This window comes from Mesorhizobium sp. WSM3859, assembly GCF_002295065.1.
In the GTDB taxonomy this organism is placed as follows: domain Bacteria; phylum Pseudomonadota; class Alphaproteobacteria; order Rhizobiales; family Rhizobiaceae; genus Mesorhizobium.
In genome coordinates, this window is sequence record NZ_NSGG01000016.1 from 1 (window position 1) to 18,181 (window position 18,181).

Below are 18,181 nucleotides of genomic sequence, written 5' to 3' on the forward strand. Positions count from 1 at the left end.
ACGTCATGGTGACAGAGCGAGGCGCGGAAATACTCAGCCGGACGCCTCACACGCTGCATCGTGCAAGTTGAAGGGGCGGAGCTTTGCCCATACTTTTCCTTAGATTTTTTGGGGGGTGAGGCAAGCGTTGACACCGCGCGCAAGGCGCAAGACTGCGGTCGTGCCAGATTTTGATGACTGTCTGCCCCGCGGAGGATGACGTTTTGGCGCAAACTCGCCTCTCCCAGGTACTGTTAACGATAAAATGTCGCCGCCCGATCCGGCGGCGATAACCGCCCACCGTACAGCAGATGCAACGGAGGAAAAAATGAACAAAAGAGTGCGATCGGCTGAGCCGGTTACGTCCGCCGAGCTGTCGGCGCGCTACCAGCGAGCCGTCGAGCTCGCTTCTCCAGCGCGGTCGGTGGTCCCGGATGCATTCCCTAATTTTAGTTGGCTGGGATCGGATAGGCTTCTGGCGGCGTCGGGATCGGAGATCCTAGGCGTATTCACGGTGAGGGAAGGCAAAAGAATTGATCCCGGACAATGCGTTGAGTCGTGGGCGCTCAAAGCCAATTCGGAAGCGGATCCAGCCACGTCGCCAGACGGCGCTGTGCAGATTCTGCGAGATGGATACGACTTGACGATGCTCGAGACGGGTTCAGGCTCCCGTCATCGCCTGACGCAGGATGGCACCTGCGACATCGCCTATGGCGTGATTGCGGATCAGGGATCCGATCCGCTGACACGATCGCGAGACAACCAGATTCCGCCTGTTGTCGGCGTTTGGTCGCCTGACTCGTGCTACTTCGTCACGGTCCGCGTCGACCAGAAGGGGCTCCGGTCTCTACCATACGTAGTCGGGTCGGCTCCAGACGAATTGGGGCGTCGGATACCGGAATTACATTCGTTTCGCTATGCTCTTGCAGGCGACACGTATGTGCCGACCGCCAGCTTGGTCCTTGTAGATCGCCGGACGCGCGCAGTACGTGAGCTGCAAGTCCCCCCGGTGCTCCTGCCTCACGCCCACGGAGCGCCCGAAGATGGCGCGATAGTCTGGACGGACGACGGCCGCTCTCTGTTCGTCGGAGTGGAATCGCGAGACTTCAGAACACTAACAGTCTACCGGGTGGATCCTCGGACTGGTGATTCTTACACACTTCTAGTTGACCGCAGCGCCAAGCCGCGGCGGCCTTTCCGCCAATCTACGGCCAAAATGTTCGCGCCTATAGGCGACGCGCAACTCGTCTTGCTTTCGGAACGGGACGGTAGGCCTCATCTATATCTGTACGACATCGCGTCTGGAAAGCTCGTTCGGCAGTTGACGTCCGGTGCCTGGTCAGTCGTGGATTTAACAGCAGTCGAGGCACGCGAACGTGCAGTGTTCTTCTCCGCCATTGGTCGTGAGTCAGGACGTGATCCGTACTTTCGGCAATTCTATCGTGTTTCGCTCGACGGTGGCCAGCCCATTCTATTGACGCCTGAAGCCGCCGATCACGAAATCCACCTCTCGCCTGGGCTTGACACTTTCCTCGACGTCTACTCGACGTTGTCGGAGTCTCCTTCGGTAATCCTCAGGGAGAGGACAGGCGCCCTCGTATCGGAGCTTTGGCGAACCGACCCCAAACCCATAGTGGACCGCGGTTGGGTTGCGCCGGAGCGTTTCCGCGTCACGGCTGCCGACGGCAGGACGACTCTACACGGTACGCTTTACCTACCATCGGGCAAGAAGGGATGCGGCAAGCTCCCAATCATCGATTCGATTTACGGCGGGCCGCAAAGGTACAATGCGCCTGTCCGGTTCCCGGGCGAAGGCGCAAACGGCGCCATGGCTTTGGCGCAGCTCGGTTTTGCGGTTTTCGTGCTTGACGCCCGCGGAACGCCGATGCTCGACCGTGCTGCCCGGGACGCAACCTGGGGACCGAACTTTGGCTCAGCGGATGTTGTCGCGGCGGATCATGCTGCCGCCGTCAAGCAGCTCGCCGCGAAATACGATTTTCTCGATCCGGAACGGGTCGGGATATACGGGCACAGCTGGGGCGGTTACTATACGGTACGACTGATGGCCCAACGCCCTGACGTCTTCAAAGTGGGTGTCGCGTCCGCCCAGGCTAGCGACAATTACTCGTACTATTTCAACCACGAACGCTGGTTTGGGCATCCTTCTGAATTCCCCGAGTCATATCAACCGCAGTTAAATTATCCCCTTGCGGCTCAGATAGAGGGGCGCCTCCTGCTTGTGGCCGGCGATGCAGATGACGACTGTCACCCATTGCACACGATACTGATGGCAGGCGCTCTTGCGAAAGCAAATCGAAAATTTGATATGCTGATCCTCCCAGATTTGAACCATTCGACGACAGCGACCAATGGGTATGTGACCAAGCGCAGGTGGGATTATTTTGTGCAGCACCTATTGGGCGCCGAGCCGCCCCCGGATGTAAGGGTTCCGGACGGCTGCTAAAATTAACCTCCCGAGGAAGGTTCTGGGACAGCGTATAAGATAGGCCGTGGAGTCTTCGATGAAGCTGGCGTTCCAGTATCACACCGGTCGCGGAGAAAAGAGCCGGCGTCGTTTCTTTTCTCGCACGCTTGGGGAGCTTCCTATAGTTTCAAAGCGCGCTGAGACCCACGCAGGTGCCTTGGTGCCCTCATGCTCCTGTGTCCGGCCAAAAAATCACCTGCCGCTGGCTGGCGTGTCTGCAGAGAATGTTGCCGTACATTGCGCGGCCGAACTGGAGGATTCCCATTCGGGAGATCGGCCCCGAGAATGTCGCCGCCGTTGTCTTTGCCCAGTCGTAGGCGCCGCTGGCGGTGGCGCCCGCGCCACCAATGTACGCGGCCCGGGTCGCGTTAAATGCGATCGTCACGGTGTCGTCCTGATCGCAGACGAGATCATGTGCGGAAGCGGGCGCCGCAGCAGGATCATGGCCACACACTCGGCGTCTTGCTGCGAGAAAGGATTCGCCGACGCTGAACGTATCACGCTCTTCAATCGAAGAGGAGAAGGCGAGTGCCAAATTTCATGTCAGGAGCGCCTTGCACGATCTCCGCCGCAATCTCGATTCCGCACTTCATAACCGCGCCGGAACGGCCCTAACTCCGTAGGCAATGGTTGAGGACCTGGATCGTCGCTACCTTCTGCGCCACAGAGGCGTCCATTGGCGGTCAGGTCGTCTGCGCGTTCACGTTCGAGTGGGCAGGAAAGCGTCCAGTCCATTCGTCTGTACCTACCTCACCATACGGCAGAGTGACAGCCTCGCGGCCCTACCGGAGGCGCAAAGTCACGTTCGGCCCTTGGGGATAGCGGTTCCGAAATACCGCGTATAGGCGACATCCAGGATGCGATCGATCAAGCTCGAGTAGCTGTGTCCGGCCGTCTTCGCAGCCACGCAGTACGTTGAGCGCCTTGTGAGGCTCGGATTGGCGTTGATCTCTAGGACAAAAGGCTGGCCGGAGTGGTCGATCCGGACGTCCACGCGGGCATAGTCCCGGCACTGGCAAGCGCGGAATGTCGCAATCGAAATATCCCGTAGGACCGTCGCAAGCCTGCTGCCGACCGGTGCCGGGCAAATCTTCGACGCCGCCGCATCCGCCACGTACTTCGCTTCCCAAGTCAGAAGACGCGTTGCGCGGTCGCCGAAGTCCTGCTCCACAAGAGGAAATACCTCCAGTTCTCCGTTTCCAATCAGCGGAACGCTGATTTCCCGCCCGTCGATGTATTCTTCGACCAGCGCCTCCTGCGCATACTGCTCGACAATCAGATCCACGGCCCGCTCTAGCTCAGCAGATTCATGTACGAGCTGCAATCCAAGGCTGTCCCCTTCACGAGGCGGCTTCACTACCATTGGAAATCTCAGGTCGCCGGTATTATCAGAGCTCCGACGCATCACGCGAAAGTTCGGCGTCGGCACCCCGCGGTCGCGGATGAGTATCTTGGTGACGACCTTGTCGTTAGCAAGCTCATGTCCGAGCGGGCTCGATCCTATGTACGGAACGCCGGCCATCTCGAGCATGGCAGGAACGTGGGAGTAACGGGACTCGCCCTGAATTCCATAAGCCAAGTTGAAGACGAATCCCGAAGGGCGGGCTTGCGAATCGGGCGGCATGAACCGCTCAAGCGTAGCGAGCAGTCCTTTATCGCCCTCACACAGCAGCACCTCGTGGCCGCCGTCTTGCAGTGCCGTGACCACACTGTCGATGTCCCGCTCGGGCCAAGGCCCCGGCGGCTGCGGCCTACGCGGGCCGAACCGGTTAATCACGCCCGTAACGACTCTGTTGGTAACAACGGCTACTCGCATGAGCTACTCCTTTGATGTTGCTCGGTGTGACGGTCACTTGCTTGGATTTGCGCCGGAGCTCCCGGTCAGCAGCGCGAGCACTAGAGACCATCTATCAGAAGGCTGGACGAGAATGTCATCAGCATTGTGGGCACCGCGGACCGCTGCCGGTATAGTGCTGCGCAAGATGCCGCCTGTCGGCAGGCAGCTCCAACACCGCTGGTGCGTTCCACGGATGCGCAGCCACTATTGCGTGGGCGAGTGTCATGTGAACTCCTGGCTTGAAGATAGCGCGACGACCACCTCGGAACAGGTACCTAGCGACGCACTCGCAATTGGCATGCCACGAAAGGTGTTGCGGGCAGGGAGCACGAAATCAAGGAGTCACCCTTGGCCAGTTTAAATATTAGCGCCTAGGGATGTCTGGTTCTGAACACAGAACGTTGTCAACCGACTGTACAAAAGCAGTGACCCCGCTTTGTGATCCGGCTGACTCCAGTGTCCTCAGTTGAGAATTGCGCCTCTGCGCGGGTTGGGCAACGGACGATCGGCGGAGCTGGTCGGGGTTGCGCAGCCGTCGTCCGTTGCTTGTTAGCGTGAGCGCCGAATGTTTGCGCCGTCCGTGTATCCGGCGACCCATGTACGATTGCTTGGACTGAGGGTGCCCGTCATCGGATATGCAACTGAACGAGGATTAAACCGGCTGGCCGGAGCAGGGCCTCATACATAGGAGAGGGGCCATATGGAACAAATCAGATTGCTCGGTTTGGATATTCACAAGGAGCAGACTTCGATCGCGGTGGTAGAAAGCGGGCGCGGCCGGTCGGTGGGATATATCGGCGAGATTTGCCAACGGCCCCTGATGCCATTAACAAGCTATGCGATCGTCTGGGCGTTCCGGCAAGCCGCTGGTGTTTTGCTATAAGACCGGCACCTGCGGTTATGGCGTTTTATCCCAGCTCACAAGCCCGGGCCATCGGTGCGACGTGGTGGCACCATCGCTGATCCCGAGGAAGCTTGGCGATCGAGTGAAGGCAAACCGTCGCAACGCCAGCATCTGGGTGCCCGATGTCGATCACGAAGCCATGCGCGACCTGATCCGGCTGGCGTTGTGCGACAGGCGGTGGCGCGAGCGCGTCAACATCTTCAGGGAGTTCTGCTGCGTCACGGGCACAAGGCGAGCGTGAGACGGCCTGGGCGCAATGGTTTTGTAGCGCGGCGATTATGGAGACCGGTCGGCGGCGATTACGATGGCCTGTGAGGGGCGGCGCCGAGCGGTGTGATTTGGGTATCACCGGGGTGGGTTATCTGGCAACTGGCCAACGACAATTATCGGAGTTGTAATTGTCTCTGGGGCAGCGTGACGGGCGGGACGCGCCCGCGGATCTGCGGCGAGCAAATCCGTCAGCGGCAATTACGATGACCGGTTGGGCGGGTCGTCTGCTTCACCGTTGACGCTTTGCACGCCGGCTCCGCGGGCGACGGCGGCTCGCTTGCGATAGCTCTCACCGTTCATCTCGATGTAGTGGAGTGGTTGCACGAGACGGTCTATGGCCGCGACTGTCATGGCGGGACCTGGAAAAACGTCCGACCAGCCGGAGAAAGGCTCGGTAGCGTTGATGGCGATGGATTGTCGTTCGTATCGGTGAGCGATGAGCTCGAACAGGGCACTGGTCTCCACCTGGTCCTTTCGGACGTAAGACAGCTCATCGAGGACGATGAGGTCGTACTTGTCGAGTTTGTCGACCATCGAGGGGAGGCTGAGCTCGCGGCGAGCGGCCTGAAGCCTCTGCACCATATCGGTAGTTGTGGAGCGGCGACCGGCATCGATGAGGACGCGGCGATGGCGGCAATCACGTGCGTGTTGCCGGTGCCGCTCTGACCAAAAATGAGGATACGGCGGTGTCGTGAGATGCTTCAGTTGCCGCTGATGCTGGGCAGGCGCGGTGCCGACAGCAGGGTGAACGGCGGCGGCCTGATCATTGGTTGTACCCGGCGAAATGGGGCGGCGGGATGGTGACGTCGACACGGCTTCTGACCGTGGGCAGGAACTCGCTCTTCAGCTTGGCGACATTGGGGAGTTTGCCTCTATCGAGCGCGGCCTCGATACGCACGGCCAGAGCATTGACGCAGTTGCCGTTAGCGGCGATATCGAGGAGAGCGACATGTCGCGGGCAGGCATCGAGAGCGGCATCGAGCGCCTGCCATGGCCGTGTATAGGCATGGTTGGGGAACAAGGCATCGCGGTAGACCAGATAGCTTAGGGCCTAGGGCTTGCCGCTTCAGGTTGGCGATGAAGTGCCGGAAATCGATATTGTGTCCTCGTTCCGCACGTTTGACGCGGACCCGGTCGGCGGTCATCACCTGGTCCGGTCCGAGGAAGAACTCGGCCCGGTCGTCATAGAGATGGGCGTAGAGGCGGTAGCCCATGAGGCGCGAGGCGACCGAATAGGTGATACGGTCGACGCTGATGGTGCTGTTGCGGGTGACGTCTGCGCTGACCAGGGTAAAATCCCGTGTATGTTCGATAGGTGTTTCGATACCACCACTCCACGCGCCCCGATCAGATCCCCCTCGCAGGAGCTTCTGTCGCGCAACCGGCCATCACAATCGTCGCTGAACCGGCCACCGTAGTTGTCGCCGCGCAGGTTTACCGGCGACGGCTTTCGACATTGGCCTTCGAACATCCCGCTCAGCAGATCGCATTTTGTTCTAAGCCGACGCCGTCATAAATGTCGGACGGCGCATGCGCGCCGAGGAGCCGATCGAGCTCGGGCTCTCTATTGGGCGCCGGCGTGGGCGATTGACCGGCGATCGCGAGGGCTGCGGCCGCTTCAAGTCCCTTCAGCCGGCGATAGCCGACAATGCGGCGGACGACGGCGCCGTTCTTCTGCTCGATAAATCTCTGGTCATTCTTCCGATAAGGCCGGCAGCGGGTGAACTCGATGCCGCGTCCCGGCAATAATCGCGGATAGTCTCAATCAGGACACGCCGTCATTATCGGTGTCGACCCCCAGAATTTCTGATGGCAGGAGCCGCCGTAATTCTGTCAGACCTCCTCCGCAGCTTCTGCTCGCGGATAACCGGGGGGCGCCACTGTACGCCACCAAGTCGGCCTCGACAAATCCGGGCGGAGAATCTTGCCAGTCGGAGAAAGTACGGTCGGAATGCTCCGTCATAGCGCCCCGGATACCGCGTGCGGGCGTCATGCCCGTCCTCCCGCGTGTCTCGAGCCTCGTCACGAACACGGTCGATTGTCGCCGCGCTCATCGTCAGAAGCCGGGTGCGATTTTTGCGGTCGACGAAGATGTCCATAACGCTCCATCGCCTCGACCTTGAATAGGAACTAGCGCCTTCAGTCGTTTGCCACAGATCCAGTCCGACCTCTCGCAGACGACCAGCGCTTCACGAATAGCATCGTCATAAAATGCGGCGATCGGACCTCGGCCCTGAACACGACGGAGAGCGGCCCTTCCGCGACAGCCGCATTGCGTGCTAGGTCCTGAACTCATAAATGCGGCATCACCGAAAGGGGTGGGAATGAGTAAAGAGGTTGGCTTAGCCCTCCACGCCCCATTTTAGTTGGCTGGCATCGAACGTCTGATCCCATGTGCTCAACAAAATAGTCTCGTATCCTCTGGCGATGCCGATGCCATCTGGGAGACATTTGCTCACTCTCATTCTCATATTCAGCTAGAAATACCCATTCCGCGATTTGATCCGCTGTAACATCACCGGATTGAAGCGGTGACATGCATGAACTTGTCGCTGTGCATTCCTCCACAATAGCCATGACCAACACAGACCGCGCAGATGAGCGAGTCGAATCTATTCCTTGCTTTCATGAAAAATGCGCGATGATGAAGCTGGATGCCTACGCGCGTTGCGGCAACGTATCCTTCTTGGGCGTAGGTCCGCAATGGTCGTTTTCCGACCGAGACTTTCATGTTGAGGCGGAATCTGATTCAGGCTCAGCATGAGCCGATATCACCTGACCGATTTCGAATGGCGCGTGATCGAGCCCCTGTTGCCCAATAAGCCGCGAGGGATGTCTCGCGTAGATGACCGGCGGGTGCTGAACGGCATCTTCTGGCTGCGATCCGGTGCGCCATGGCGCGATCTGCCAGAGCGATACGGCCCACGCACCACGTGCTACAATCGCTTTGTCCGATGGCGCAAAGCAGGTGTGTGGGACCGTCTAATGGACGCAGCCAAAGCCCATGACGGCGAGGTGCAAATGATCGACACCTCTATCGTTCGGTCCATCAGCAGGGCGCGACGGCAAAAAGGGGGATCGAGATCATTGTCTCGGTCGTTCCCGAGGCCGGCTGATAACCAAAATCCACGCCCTTGTCGACGCCAAAGGCACGCCGATCAGGCTGGCGCTGACCGCAGGCCAGAACAGCGATATCGCATCTGCACCGCACTTGGTCGCCCATTTGCCCGAAGGCGCCATGCTGCTGGCCGACAAAGGCTACGATGCCAACGCGCTGCGTGCCGCCGTCACCGAGCGCAAGGCATGGGCCAATATTCTGCCAAAGGCCAACCGCAAGGACCCGATCTGCTACAGCCCTTTCCTCTACAAGCGCGCAACCTCGTCGAACGGTTCTTCAACAAGGCCAAGCAATGAGCCTTATTGCTACCCGTACGACAGGCCGGCTGAGAACTATCTCGTCGCTCTCAAACTTGTCTCAATCCGCATCTGGCTACGCGGTAATGAGTCTACGTCCTAGTCACCTGGAACTGAAGTAGGCTTCATTTTGTTAGGCTTCTGTCACCAGAGCAGGAGTTTGGATTATGGTTGGCAGGCAGGCAGACCTCGTCGTTCTGAGCGACGCGGATAGAAGTTTTCTCGAATCTCAGGTGCGCCGGCATAAAGCGCCACGCTCCTTGTCGGATCGATGCCGGATGATCCTTTTGTGCGCGCAGGGTTTGCAAAGCAAGGACGTTGCCGAACGCCTGGGTGTTCACGAGCACACGGTTGGCAAGTGGCGCCGCCGGTTCGTACACGATGGTATTGAGGGGCTGACAGATGAATATCGTGCGGGTCGACCGCGAACTGTCTCCGATACCCAGGTTGCCAGGTCGTCGAGCGTACGTTGAACACCACTCCTAAGGATGCCACGCACTGGTCCATCCGTTCGATGGCTGCCGACAGCGGCCTTTCGCATACCACCATCCGTCGGATCTGGACCGCGTTTGGCCTGCAGCCGCATCGTGCCGAGACATTCAAGCTCTCCTCTGATCCGCTCTTTGTCGACAAGGTGCAGGACATCGTCGGTCTTTACATGTCGCCTCCGGACCGGGCGGTCGTGCTTTGCGTGGATGAGAAGTCGCAAATCCAGGCCCTGGATCGCGAGCAGCCTGTGCTGCCCATGGCGCCGGGCGTCGCCGAACGGCGCACCCATACCTATGTCCGCAACGGCACGACATCGCTGTTTGCCGCGCTAGATGTTGCCACCGGGGCGGTGATCGGTCAGTGCTACAAGCGTCACCGGGCCACCGAATTCCTCGATTTCCTGAAGCGGATCGACGCCGAAATGCCCGGACGTGCATCTGGTGATGGACAACTATGCGACCCACAAGACGCCGAGGATCAAGGCCTGGCTTGCGCGCCGCCCACACTGGCATGTTCACTTCACGCCAACGTCGGCATCCTGGATCAATCAGGTCGAGCGGTGGTTTGCGGAGCTGACGCGAAAGCAGTTGCAGCGCGGCGTACATCGTTCCACCGCAGAACTGGAAGCCGACATCGACGCCTTCATCGAAACACACAACGAGAACCCCACCCCATACAAGTGGGTCAAATCAGCCGACCAAATTCTCGCGTCGGTCAAGCGCTTCTGCCAGAAGACAATGAGCCGAACTTCAGATTCAGGTGACTAGCGGCCCCCGCCACGTGGCACGCCGGCTCCTGCGCCATCGATCGCGATCCCGGCTCTGTCTTCCGTGTATATGCACAGAGCTGCTCAGGTGCCAAAGACTTCAACTGCCCGAAGCTTCCAGATAATAGGCTCCGGCCATCTGAAAACGCGATGGTACCGTCCGGGACTTTATATTGGCTAACTCGACGCTAACTGGCGCATAGTTGGGCAGGCAGCGGATCGAACTGCATCCGCCGGTCGACGCCGTCCGAAAAATCGAGCGAAGTGAAGTGCAGATCAAAGACGTCCTTCTGGCGCCTGGCAACGGCGCATTTTTCTATGACGACCAAGCCGCCATTCGGTCCGGCGCGACCCAGGACGGCTTCATCTATATCGGCAAACCGATAACGCCTGCGTTCACGTCGATTCGCATTCCGGCATCTTCGCTTAGTGTCGGGCTTGTCCTTGCTGACGACACCGTCGTTTGGGGCGACATGATGAGCGTCCAGTACTCTGGTGCTGGCGGGCGCGATGATTTGTTTGAAGCTCACCAAATCTCGGACTTGACGTCACGCGTCGTGGCACCACGGCTTGTCGATGTGGATGCTTCTCTCTACCTTGATGCCTGCGGGAAGGTTTTCGAGCCTATCGGACACAAGCGGTTACCTCTCGCGATTGAGTACGGGGTCAGCCAGGCCCTTCTACGCGCAGCCGCCCACCTTCAACGTACGACAATGGCAGAGATTGTATGCAGTGAATTTAACCTGCCACTGCCGACGCGTAGAATCCCAATTTACTGTCAGAGCGGGGATGCGCGCGAAATCAACGTGGACAAAATGATTTTGAAGGCCGTGGATGTGCTTCCCCACGGCCTGATTAACTCGCGACAGAAATTCGGCATTGACGGCCAGGCCTTCATGGAGTTCGTGAAGTGGGTTGCAGGCCGTACCCGCGAAATCGGCGGTCCGGGGTATCATCCTGTGCTGCATTTCGATGTGTATGGCTGGATCGGCCTTGAAATTGGCCTGGAGCCGCAACGGATTGCCGACTTTATCTGCAGGGTTGCCGAGAGCGTTCCAGGTTTCACGCTCAATGTCGAGGCCCCGGCGGATTTTGGCTCGACGCAAGGTCAAATTGAGAACTACGCCGAGATTGTATCGATTTTGGACAGCCGGGGTTCGAGCGCCCGCATTGTCGCGGATGAGAGATGCAACACGCTTGAGGATATTCGGCGCTTTGCCGAAGCGAGGGCCGCGCATCTGGTCCAAATCAAGACCCCCGATGTCGGCTCAATTGCCGATACGGCGCGCGCAGTTCTCATCTGCAAGGCGAGCAAAGTAGGGGCGTATGTCGGGGGAAGCTGTACCGAGACGGACCTCTCCGCCCAGGCTTCAGTCCACGTTTCGGTGGCGACCCAGGCCGACATGATGCTCGCAAAGCCCGGAATGGGCGTCGACGAGGCATTCTCAATTGTTGGGAACGAACAAAATCGGTTGCTGGCGACGCTGAACCGTCGTCGGACTCATAACGAAAACGGTGGATGAAAAGCACGGTGTCGCATGCAGAACTCTCTTGAGGAGATCACTGTCGTAGCCGTGGAGCAAGCTGTGGCCGCGCCTTATGCATCCTCTCGTCTTGCGGACGCCGGCGCACGTGTCATCAAGATCGAAAGACCCGAAGGGGACTTTGCCCGAAACTACGACAGGTTGGTCCGGGGACAGAGCGCTTACTTCGTTTGGCTCAACCGAGGTAAGGAGTCGGTCTGTCTGGACCTCAGATTGGAGGCGGATCACGTCGTTCTGGACACGCTTATTGCCAGTGCTGACGTCTTTATCCAGAATCTGAAGCCGGGCAGTGTCGATAAACTGGGTTTCGCGTCTGCGGATCTCCGTCGACGTTTCCCGCGGCTGATCACCTGCGACATCTCCGGTTTCGGGGAGAAAGGGCCGTATTCCCATTTGAAGGCTTATGATCTCATCGTCCAGGCCGAAACAGGCCTATGCGCGATCACCGGCACCCAAGAAGGGCCTACGCGTGTAGGGGTTTCGGTTTGCGACATCTCGGCGGGCATGGCAGCGCATAGTGCCATTCTTCAGGCGCTGTATCACCGCGAGGTCACCGGCGAAGGGACAAGCATCCAGGTTTCGTTGTTCGACGCCATCGCCGACTGGATGAACGTGCCGGTTCTGCAAAACGACTACAGCGGATATCACACGGTACGCGCCGGCGTGAAACACCCGTCGCTGGCGCCGTATGGCGCCTATCGTTGTGCCGACGGCAAAGACGTCATCTTTTCAGTTCAGAATGACCGTGAATGGGTGAATTTTTGCGAGAAGTTCCTGAAGCAACCCAAGCTTACACGCACACCTGGTTTTGCTGATAATATGGAGCGCCTTGGTCACCGTGCGCAACTTGATGAGATCATTGAACGGCGGTTTTCTGAACTATCCTGCCACGAAGCAATGGAGGAGCTTGAGGCGGCCGGTTTGGCATATGGCCGACTGAACGAAGTTGCGGATGTTTCAAGGCATCCACACACTCGCAGAGTCGAGATTGGGACGCCTGAAGGAAGCGTCGAGACGATCGCGCCGGCGGCAATTTTCAATTATGAGCAGCCCTCGCTCCGCCCAGTTCCGGCTCTTGGCGCTCATACTGAGGCTGTCCGCGAGGAGGTTCTGGGGCTTTTGCGCGACAGAGCCGCGTCAGCGTGAGCGCTGAGTATGGGGAGTGCACTCTCGGTTTGCGAAAAGCCTGTGTACCTCCGATCATCTCAGCGTGTCGGCCATCCAGCAATCCCACCGCCGTCACGTTCGCTAACATTGGTTGCAGAGATGAGTCCATGATCGCGGACACCCTTCCGTCAGTTGAAACCCGGATGTCTGTACCACGTTGGAGATCCCTCCTCTTCGTACCCACTCAAGTACCGCGATTTGTGGAGACGGCCCATGAGCGGGGTGCGGATGGCGTCATACTCGACCTCGAGGATGCCGTTCCCCAGGATCACAAGGGAGAAGCACGGCGGCAGCTTCCTGAATGCGTGGCCAAGGTGGGCCGGAGAGGTGCATCTGTTTTGGTCCGCGTTAATTCTGGTTTGCGCGCTTTGGCGGCCGATCTTGATGCAGCAGTGATAGCGGGTGTTGACGCGCTTGTTCTTCCGAAGACGGATTCGGCAGAGTGGGTACTAGAGATCGCCAATGCAGTTTCCGAACTTGAACGGGAAAGAAGTCTTCCGCTGGGACGCATCCGGTTCCTTGCCCAGATCGAGACCCCGGGCGCCTTGCAAAGGCTCGAGGCCATTGCGTTGGCACATCCCAGGATGGTCGCAATGGCGCTCGGTCCCGAAGACTTCAGTGCCGGTGTCGGTGGCTCCCCTGAGTTCGACCTTCTGTTGGCGCCGAACCTTTCTGTTCTGTTTGCCGCCCGTGCGGCCGGCTTGCTCCCCCTGGGCTTCGTAGGGAGCATCGGGGAGTTCTCCGATAGTGATAAGCTTCGTGAAGCCGCCACGCGTGCGCGACGGCTTGGGTTTGTCGGAGCCTTGGCGATCCATCCGACACAAGTGGCCATATTCAATGAGGCATTCTCGCCAAGCGCACAAGAACTCGAGTGGGCCCATCGTGTGGTCGCGGCGCAAACCGATTTCTCGGCGCGGGGCAGAGGTGCTTTCGCCTTGGACGGAAAGATGGTCGATGCACCGGTCATTCGAAGGGCCCGTGAAATCATCGCCTTTGGCGCGCAAGCCGAGCTGGACGTTTGAGACCTTCGCCAACTAATGAGCCCGGGCGAGACATCACGAAAACCCCCAATTGCCCCACCCGAGGGCCTCCTCAGGGTGGCAAAGTTATTGCTATCGTGCCATCGCATTTCGAGATAGATTACATCCAATTGGAGTTGGCCCTCGGAAGAGTACCCGTGGAAATCAGGCAGTTAAGATATTTCGTCGGCGTGGTTGAAGCAGGCAGCTTCACGAAGGCCGCTGCTTTCCTTAATATCGCTCAGAGCGCGCTCAGCCTTCACGTGCGTCAACTGGAGGAAGGCTTCGGCACACAGCTGCTAATACGCGATAGGACCGGCGTGACTGTCACGGCGTCGGGAGCCAAACTCCTCGATCGGGCGCGGGCGATTCTGAGGGAAATTCGACTTACCGAGGTGGAATTGACCAACTCAGCGGCTTCCCCGACGGGGGAGGTGACTATTGGCATTCCGTCTGGAGCTGCTCGAGTCCTAAGCGGCCCGCTGCTTGAGTCGGTAAGAAACGAACTGCCCAATGTTTCCCTTAAGATGGTCGAGGGCATGACTGGACCGCTTGAGGAGTGGATGTCTGCTGGACGCTTCAATCTGGCAGTTCTCTACCGCACCGCGGACAGTGTGGGTCGAATGACAGTATTGGCGCGCGAAGACCTCTGTCTGGTGGTGCCGTCAAGTGAGCCGCCTTTCGAGGAGTCGATATGTCTGGTGGACCTGCATGCGTTCCCGTTGGCGGTTCCCATGCGCAATAACAACGTCAGGCGCTCGGTGGCTGACGTCGTCGCACAACACGGCTGCGCTTTGGATGTCAAGTTTGAAGTGGACTCGCTCTCAACGATCATCAACATGGTCGTAGAGGGAAAAGCCCATTCTATTCTGGCCCCGTCCGCGGTCCAGAAAGAAGCCTCTCAAGGGCTGGTGCGGACCGTCAAGATCGTCGATCCGGTGATTACCCGCTCGGTTGTGCTTGCTGTAAATCCTAAAGATGAGCGTTCAGCGGCCGTATCCGCGGTCCGCAAGCTCATCCCCAAGGTTGCCAGAGAATTAATTGAGAGCCGGGGCTGGGCAGCCGCAGCTCCTGACGCGGCCTGACAGCCGCCGATCTACAAAACACGACCTTTTTTGCCATTGAATTAGATCGATCCGGATTCCAGATGGATTTCGGCAATATTCGATATTTGACCTGCTGTGACACTCGGGATGAAACTGGCTGAAGCGGTTCGGTAACGAACGGCGCTCGTAAAAATTCACGCAAGTGGAGCACGCGATGTCAGACGCCATGAGCCACGAGGTTTTCATCAACGGCAAATGGCGGGTCGGTGGTAGCAGAGCCACATTGCCGGTGATTAATCCGGCAACGGAGAAAGTATTTGCCTCGGTGGCCTCGGCGACGGTGTCGGATCTGGATGAGGCCCTTGCTTCGGCAGAACTCAGCCGCAAGGGTTGGTCTTCACGGCCTGCAAAAGAACGTGGCGAGATCCTGGCAGCAGCCGCAAGAATCTTGGCAACGAAGATTGAAGCAGCAGCCAGGGACCTGTCGGCCGAACAGGGAAAGACGATTGCCGAAGCGGCAGGTGAGTACGCGCGCGCCGTAGAAACACTGGAGTGGAACGGCACCCACGCCGAAGAGCTGTCGGCCCCTATTCCGATGGGCCCGAACCGGATGATCGTCCCCGAGCCACTCGGCGTCGTTGCTGCCTTTACGCCGTGGAACTATCCAGCCGTTCTCATCGCCCGCAAGCTCGCCCCCGCGCTGGCGGCAGGCTGCCCGGTGATCCTCAAGGGGGCCGAAGAGGCACCGAGCGCGGCGGTCCATATCGTTGAATCGTTGCACCAATCAGGCATCCCCGACGGCGTGGTCAATCTGGTCTTCGGCGTGCCGGTGCATATATCGCGGCATCTGCTCAGCTCGCCAATCGTGAAGGTCTTGACTTTCACGGGTTCAACCGCGGTTGGAAAACAGCTGGCCACGCTTGCCGCGAATAACTTGCAGCGTTGCATCCTTGAACTCGGTGGACATTCGCCGGTTATCGTGTGTGAGGATGCCGACTTGGGAAAGGCCGTCCCGGCAATTTCTGAATACAAGTTCGAGTGCGCGGGCCAGAGCTGCAACGCGCCCAGCAGGATCCTGGTCGCGCGGACACTCTACGACGAATTCCTATCCCGGATGACGGAAGCCGCCCGCAAAATCAGGATCGGCCTACCAGACGACGCTGCAACGGACATGGGGCCGATGGCGAATGCGAGGCGAATCGAGGCCATGCAGCGCCTGACCAAGGATGCGGTCGAACGCGGGGCTCGCATCGAGACCGGTGGCGCCCGCCTCGACCGACCGGGCTTTTACTGGCCGCCAACAATCCTGACGGGCGTGCCAAAGGATGCCAGAGTGCTTCATGAAGAGCCGTTCGGACCGATCCTCACGGTGGCGCCGTTCGAAGATATCGAAGAGGCAATCGAGGAAGCCAACGCGACCGATTACGGCCTGGCCGCGTATTTGTTCACTGGCGCTGCCGACGCGCAAAAGATGATGATCAACGGCCTTTCGGCAGGCGCTGTCAGTGTGAATTACCTGAAAGGGGTTTCCGCGGACGCGCCTTATGGAGGCGTCAAGCAAAGCGGCTATGGATACGAGGGGGGCGAGCTGGGGGTGCGAAGCTTTCAAATCCTCAAGATGGTAAATGGCCTCGGATCATTTGGATAAGTTTTCGTGGATAGAAGAACACGGACAATTGCCGGCAAGGATATCACAAGGAGCGTTGCCGACGCCCTTCAGTACATCTCGTACTACCATCCTCCAGATTACATCCGGTCTCTTTCGCAGGCCTATGCGGGCGAACAGAGCCCTGCGGCGAAGAATGCCATCGGACAGATTCTGCTGAACTCCCGCAAGGCAGCCTTCGGGCGGCGGCCGATCTGCCAGGACACTGGCCTTGTAGTGGTCTTCGCGAAGGTCGGCATGGACGCCCGCATCAAATCAACGGTCAGTTTCGCCGACCTTGTGAATGAGGGCGTCCGACAGGCCTATCTTGACCCTGACAATCCCCTTCGGCCATCGATCGTTGCCGATCCGCTCGCCGGACGGGTCAACACCCGTGACAACACTCCAGCGGTCATCCACGTCGACCTTGCACAAGGGAACCAGATTGAGATCACCATCGCGGCAAAAGGCGGCGGGTCGGAGAACAAAGCACGCTTTACCACCCTTAACCCCAGCGCGTCAGTGGCCGATTGGGTGGTCGACACCGTCTCGACCCTTGGCAGCGGGTGGTGCCCGCCCGGACTGATCTCCGTAGGCATCGGTGGTAGCGCTGAAAAGGCGATGCTGCTGGCCAAGGAGGCCATGAACCAGCCCATCGATATGGCGGAATTGATCGCCAAGGGGCCTTCAAGCGCGGAGGAGGCACTGCGGATTGAACTTTACGAACGGATAAACGCGCTGGGCATCGGCGCCCAGGGCCTTGGCGGCCTGACGACTGTCGTCGACGTCAAGGTTGCGACTTATCCTACCCATGCCGCGTCCAAGCCCGTTGCAATGATTCCACAATGCGCCGCCAACCGGCACCTGAAGTTTACCTTGGATGGCTCTGGTCCAGTCAGGCTGGAGCCGCCCGATTTGTGCGAATGGCCCGACATTGGAACCGACGAATTGAGTCCAGCCGGCATACGAAGGGTCAACCTCGGCGCGTTGACTAAGGAAGAGACGGCATCGTGGCGCTGTGGTGAAACGCTCCTTCTGTCCGGAAAGATGCTGACAGGCCGTGACGCCGCCCACAAGCGAATGGTCGAGTTGATCGACGCCGGCAAGCCACTTCCGTTCGATCTGCAGGGACGCGTGATTTACTACGTTGGACCCGTCCGCGCGGTGAGAGATGAGGTCGTCGGACCGGCTGGCCCGACAACCTCCAGCCGCTTGGACGATTTTACGGAAAGGGTGCTCGCGAAAACCGGGCTTTTCGCGATGGTGGGCAAAGCGGAAAGAGGGCGGGCTGCCGTCGAGTCGATCGTACGACACAAAACGCCGTATCTTATCGCAGTGGGTGGGGCTGCCTACCTGATATCTAATTCAATCAAGGCTGCGCGGCTCGTTGCCTTTCAGGATCTCGGCATGGAAGCAGTCTATGAATTCGAGGTGCAGGATATGCCTGTCATCATGGCTGTCGATGTTGAGGGAAACTCCATTCACAATTCCGGGCCTCTTGAGTGGCGCAAGCGCATGGCGGCCGACAGCATCGCACGCAACATCGGTGTTTGAGCCTTCCTGGCCCAGGCTCGGTTGGTTGGCATCAATTCCATTGTCGCCAACGCGATTAGCTA

Annotated in this window: 14 protein-coding genes and 3 pseudogenes; 12 read left to right on the forward strand and 5 right to left on the reverse strand. The window is 59.0% G+C overall.

Features of this window, described 5'->3' with window-relative positions; translation table 11 throughout:
- Window positions 1-307: 307 nt before the first annotated feature.
- Window positions 308-2,443 carry a DPP IV N-terminal domain-containing protein gene (locus CK230_RS26580; protein ID WP_176480225.1) on the forward strand — a complete coding sequence of 712 codons (2,136 nt, stop codon included), beginning with the start codon at window positions 308-310 and terminating at the stop codon, window positions 2,441-2,443.
- Between the two features lie 187 nt (window positions 2,444-2,630).
- Here CK230_RS26580 and CK230_RS33255 read toward each other — a convergent pair whose 3' ends face one another.
- Both CK230_RS33255 and CK230_RS26590 read right to left on the reverse strand, forming a co-directional pair.
- On the reverse strand, window positions 2,631-2,999 hold the full coding sequence (locus CK230_RS33255; RefSeq protein ID WP_176480226.1) for a hypothetical protein: 369 nt from the start codon (window positions 2,997-2,999) through the stop codon (window positions 2,631-2,633).
- Window positions 3,000-3,263: 264 nt separating this feature from the next.
- Window positions 3,264-4,280 carry an ATP-grasp domain-containing protein gene (locus CK230_RS26590; protein WP_095795989.1) on the reverse strand — a complete coding sequence of 339 codons (1,017 nt, stop codon included), beginning with the start codon at window positions 4,278-4,280 and terminating at the stop codon, window positions 3,264-3,266.
- Between the two features lie 721 nt (window positions 4,281-5,001).
- Here CK230_RS26590 and CK230_RS32720 point away from each other — a divergent pair.
- Both CK230_RS32720 and CK230_RS33260 read left to right on the forward strand, forming a co-directional pair.
- Entirely contained in the window at window positions 5,002-5,184 is a 183-nt protein-coding gene (locus CK230_RS32720; RefSeq protein ID WP_141246105.1) for a hypothetical protein, read from the forward strand.
- A gap of 103 nt (window positions 5,185-5,287) precedes the next feature.
- Window positions 5,288-5,446 carry a hypothetical protein gene (locus CK230_RS33260; RefSeq protein WP_176480227.1) on the forward strand — a complete coding sequence of 53 codons (159 nt, stop codon included), beginning with the start codon at window positions 5,288-5,290 and terminating at the stop codon, window positions 5,444-5,446.
- 227 nt (window positions 5,447-5,673) lie between these two features.
- Here the strand turns inward: CK230_RS33260 and CK230_RS26595 are convergent, their stop codons facing one another.
- From CK230_RS26595 to CK230_RS33760, 3 genes and pseudogenes are all read right to left on the reverse strand, one after another.
- The gene (locus CK230_RS26595; RefSeq protein WP_280952410.1) at window positions 5,674-6,009 is read right to left on the reverse strand and encodes an ATP-binding protein; all 336 of its coding nucleotides are present in this window, start codon (window positions 6,007-6,009) and stop codon (window positions 5,674-5,676) included.
- A gap of 229 nt (window positions 6,010-6,238) precedes the next feature.
- Entirely contained in the window at window positions 6,239-6,496 is a 258-nt protein-coding gene (locus CK230_RS33265; RefSeq protein WP_176480228.1) for a hypothetical protein, read from the reverse strand.
- 578 nt (window positions 6,497-7,074) lie between these two features.
- Window positions 7,075-7,754: pseudogene (locus tag CK230_RS33760) on the reverse strand (transposase); the annotation flags it as partial.
- Between the two features lie 257 nt (window positions 7,755-8,011).
- Here CK230_RS33760 and CK230_RS32725 point away from each other — a divergent pair.
- The 9 genes and pseudogenes from CK230_RS32725 (at window position 8,012) to CK230_RS26645 (ending at window position 18,119) form a co-directional block, all read left to right on the forward strand.
- Window positions 8,012-8,239, forward strand: a complete 228-nt coding sequence (locus CK230_RS32725) for a hypothetical protein (RefSeq protein WP_141246106.1) — start codon at window positions 8,012-8,014, stop codon at window positions 8,237-8,239.
- Window positions 8,236-8,992: pseudogene (locus tag CK230_RS26610) on the forward strand (IS5 family transposase). Before CK230_RS32725 ends, CK230_RS26610 begins: the two are co-directional and overlap by 4 nt.
- Window positions 8,993-9,056: 64 nt before the next feature.
- Window positions 9,057-10,145 (forward strand): annotated as a pseudogene (locus CK230_RS26615) (IS630 family transposase).
- Window positions 10,146-10,413: 268 nt separating this feature from the next.
- A complete protein-coding gene (locus CK230_RS26620; protein ID WP_095796008.1) occupies window positions 10,414-11,667 on the forward strand; it encodes a methylaspartate ammonia-lyase in 1,254 nt (417 codons plus the stop codon).
- A 15-nt stretch (window positions 11,668-11,682) separates the two neighbouring features.
- Window positions 11,683-12,834, forward strand: a complete 1,152-nt coding sequence (locus tag CK230_RS26625; protein ID WP_095795988.1) for a CaiB/BaiF CoA-transferase family protein — start codon at window positions 11,683-11,685, stop codon at window positions 12,832-12,834.
- A gap of 128 nt (window positions 12,835-12,962) precedes the next feature.
- A complete protein-coding gene (locus CK230_RS26630; protein ID WP_245330169.1) occupies window positions 12,963-13,877 on the forward strand; it encodes a CoA ester lyase in 915 nt (304 codons plus the stop codon).
- Between the two features lie 155 nt (window positions 13,878-14,032).
- Window positions 14,033-14,959, forward strand: a complete 927-nt coding sequence (locus tag CK230_RS26635) for a LysR family transcriptional regulator (RefSeq protein WP_095796006.1) — start codon at window positions 14,033-14,035, stop codon at window positions 14,957-14,959.
- Window positions 14,960-15,134: 175 nt separating this feature from the next.
- Window positions 15,135-16,568 (forward strand): aldehyde dehydrogenase family protein, encoded by a 1,434-nt coding sequence (locus CK230_RS26640; RefSeq protein WP_095795987.1) that lies wholly within the window; start codon window positions 15,135-15,137, stop codon window positions 16,566-16,568.
- 6 nt (window positions 16,569-16,574) lie between these two features.
- On the forward strand, window positions 16,575-18,119 hold the full coding sequence (locus CK230_RS26645) for a fumarate hydratase (RefSeq protein WP_095795986.1): 1,545 nt from the start codon (window positions 16,575-16,577) through the stop codon (window positions 18,117-18,119).
- Window positions 18,120-18,181 lie beyond the last annotated feature (62 nt).

What these genes read in the sequence shown, in the direction of transcription:
- CK230_RS26640 (WP_095795987.1), top strand. Translation starts at nt 15,135, where the DNA reads ATGTCAGACGCCATGAGCCACGAGGTTTTCATCAACGGCAAATGGCGG.
- CK230_RS32725 (WP_141246106.1), top strand. Translation starts at nt 8,012, where the DNA reads ATGCATGAACTTGTCGCTGTGCATTCCTCCACAATAGCCATGACCAAC.
- CK230_RS26625 (WP_095795988.1), top strand. Translation starts at nt 11,683, where the DNA reads ATGCAGAACTCTCTTGAGGAGATCACTGTCGTAGCCGTGGAGCAAGCT.
- CK230_RS26630 (WP_245330169.1), top strand. Translation starts at nt 12,963, where the DNA reads ATGATCGCGGACACCCTTCCGTCAGTTGAAACCCGGATGTCTGTACCA.
- CK230_RS26590 (WP_095795989.1), bottom strand. Translation starts at nt 4,280, where the DNA reads ATGCGAGTAGCCGTTGTTACCAACAGAGTCGTTACGGGCGTGATTAAC.
- CK230_RS32720 (WP_141246105.1), top strand. Translation starts at nt 5,002, where the DNA reads ATGGAACAAATCAGATTGCTCGGTTTGGATATTCACAAGGAGCAGACT.
- CK230_RS26580 (WP_176480225.1), top strand. Translation starts at nt 308, where the DNA reads ATGAACAAAAGAGTGCGATCGGCTGAGCCGGTTACGTCCGCCGAGCTG.
- CK230_RS26595 (WP_280952410.1), bottom strand. Translation starts at nt 6,009, where the DNA reads ATGGTCGACAAACTCGACAAGTACGACCTCATCGTCCTCGATGAGCTG.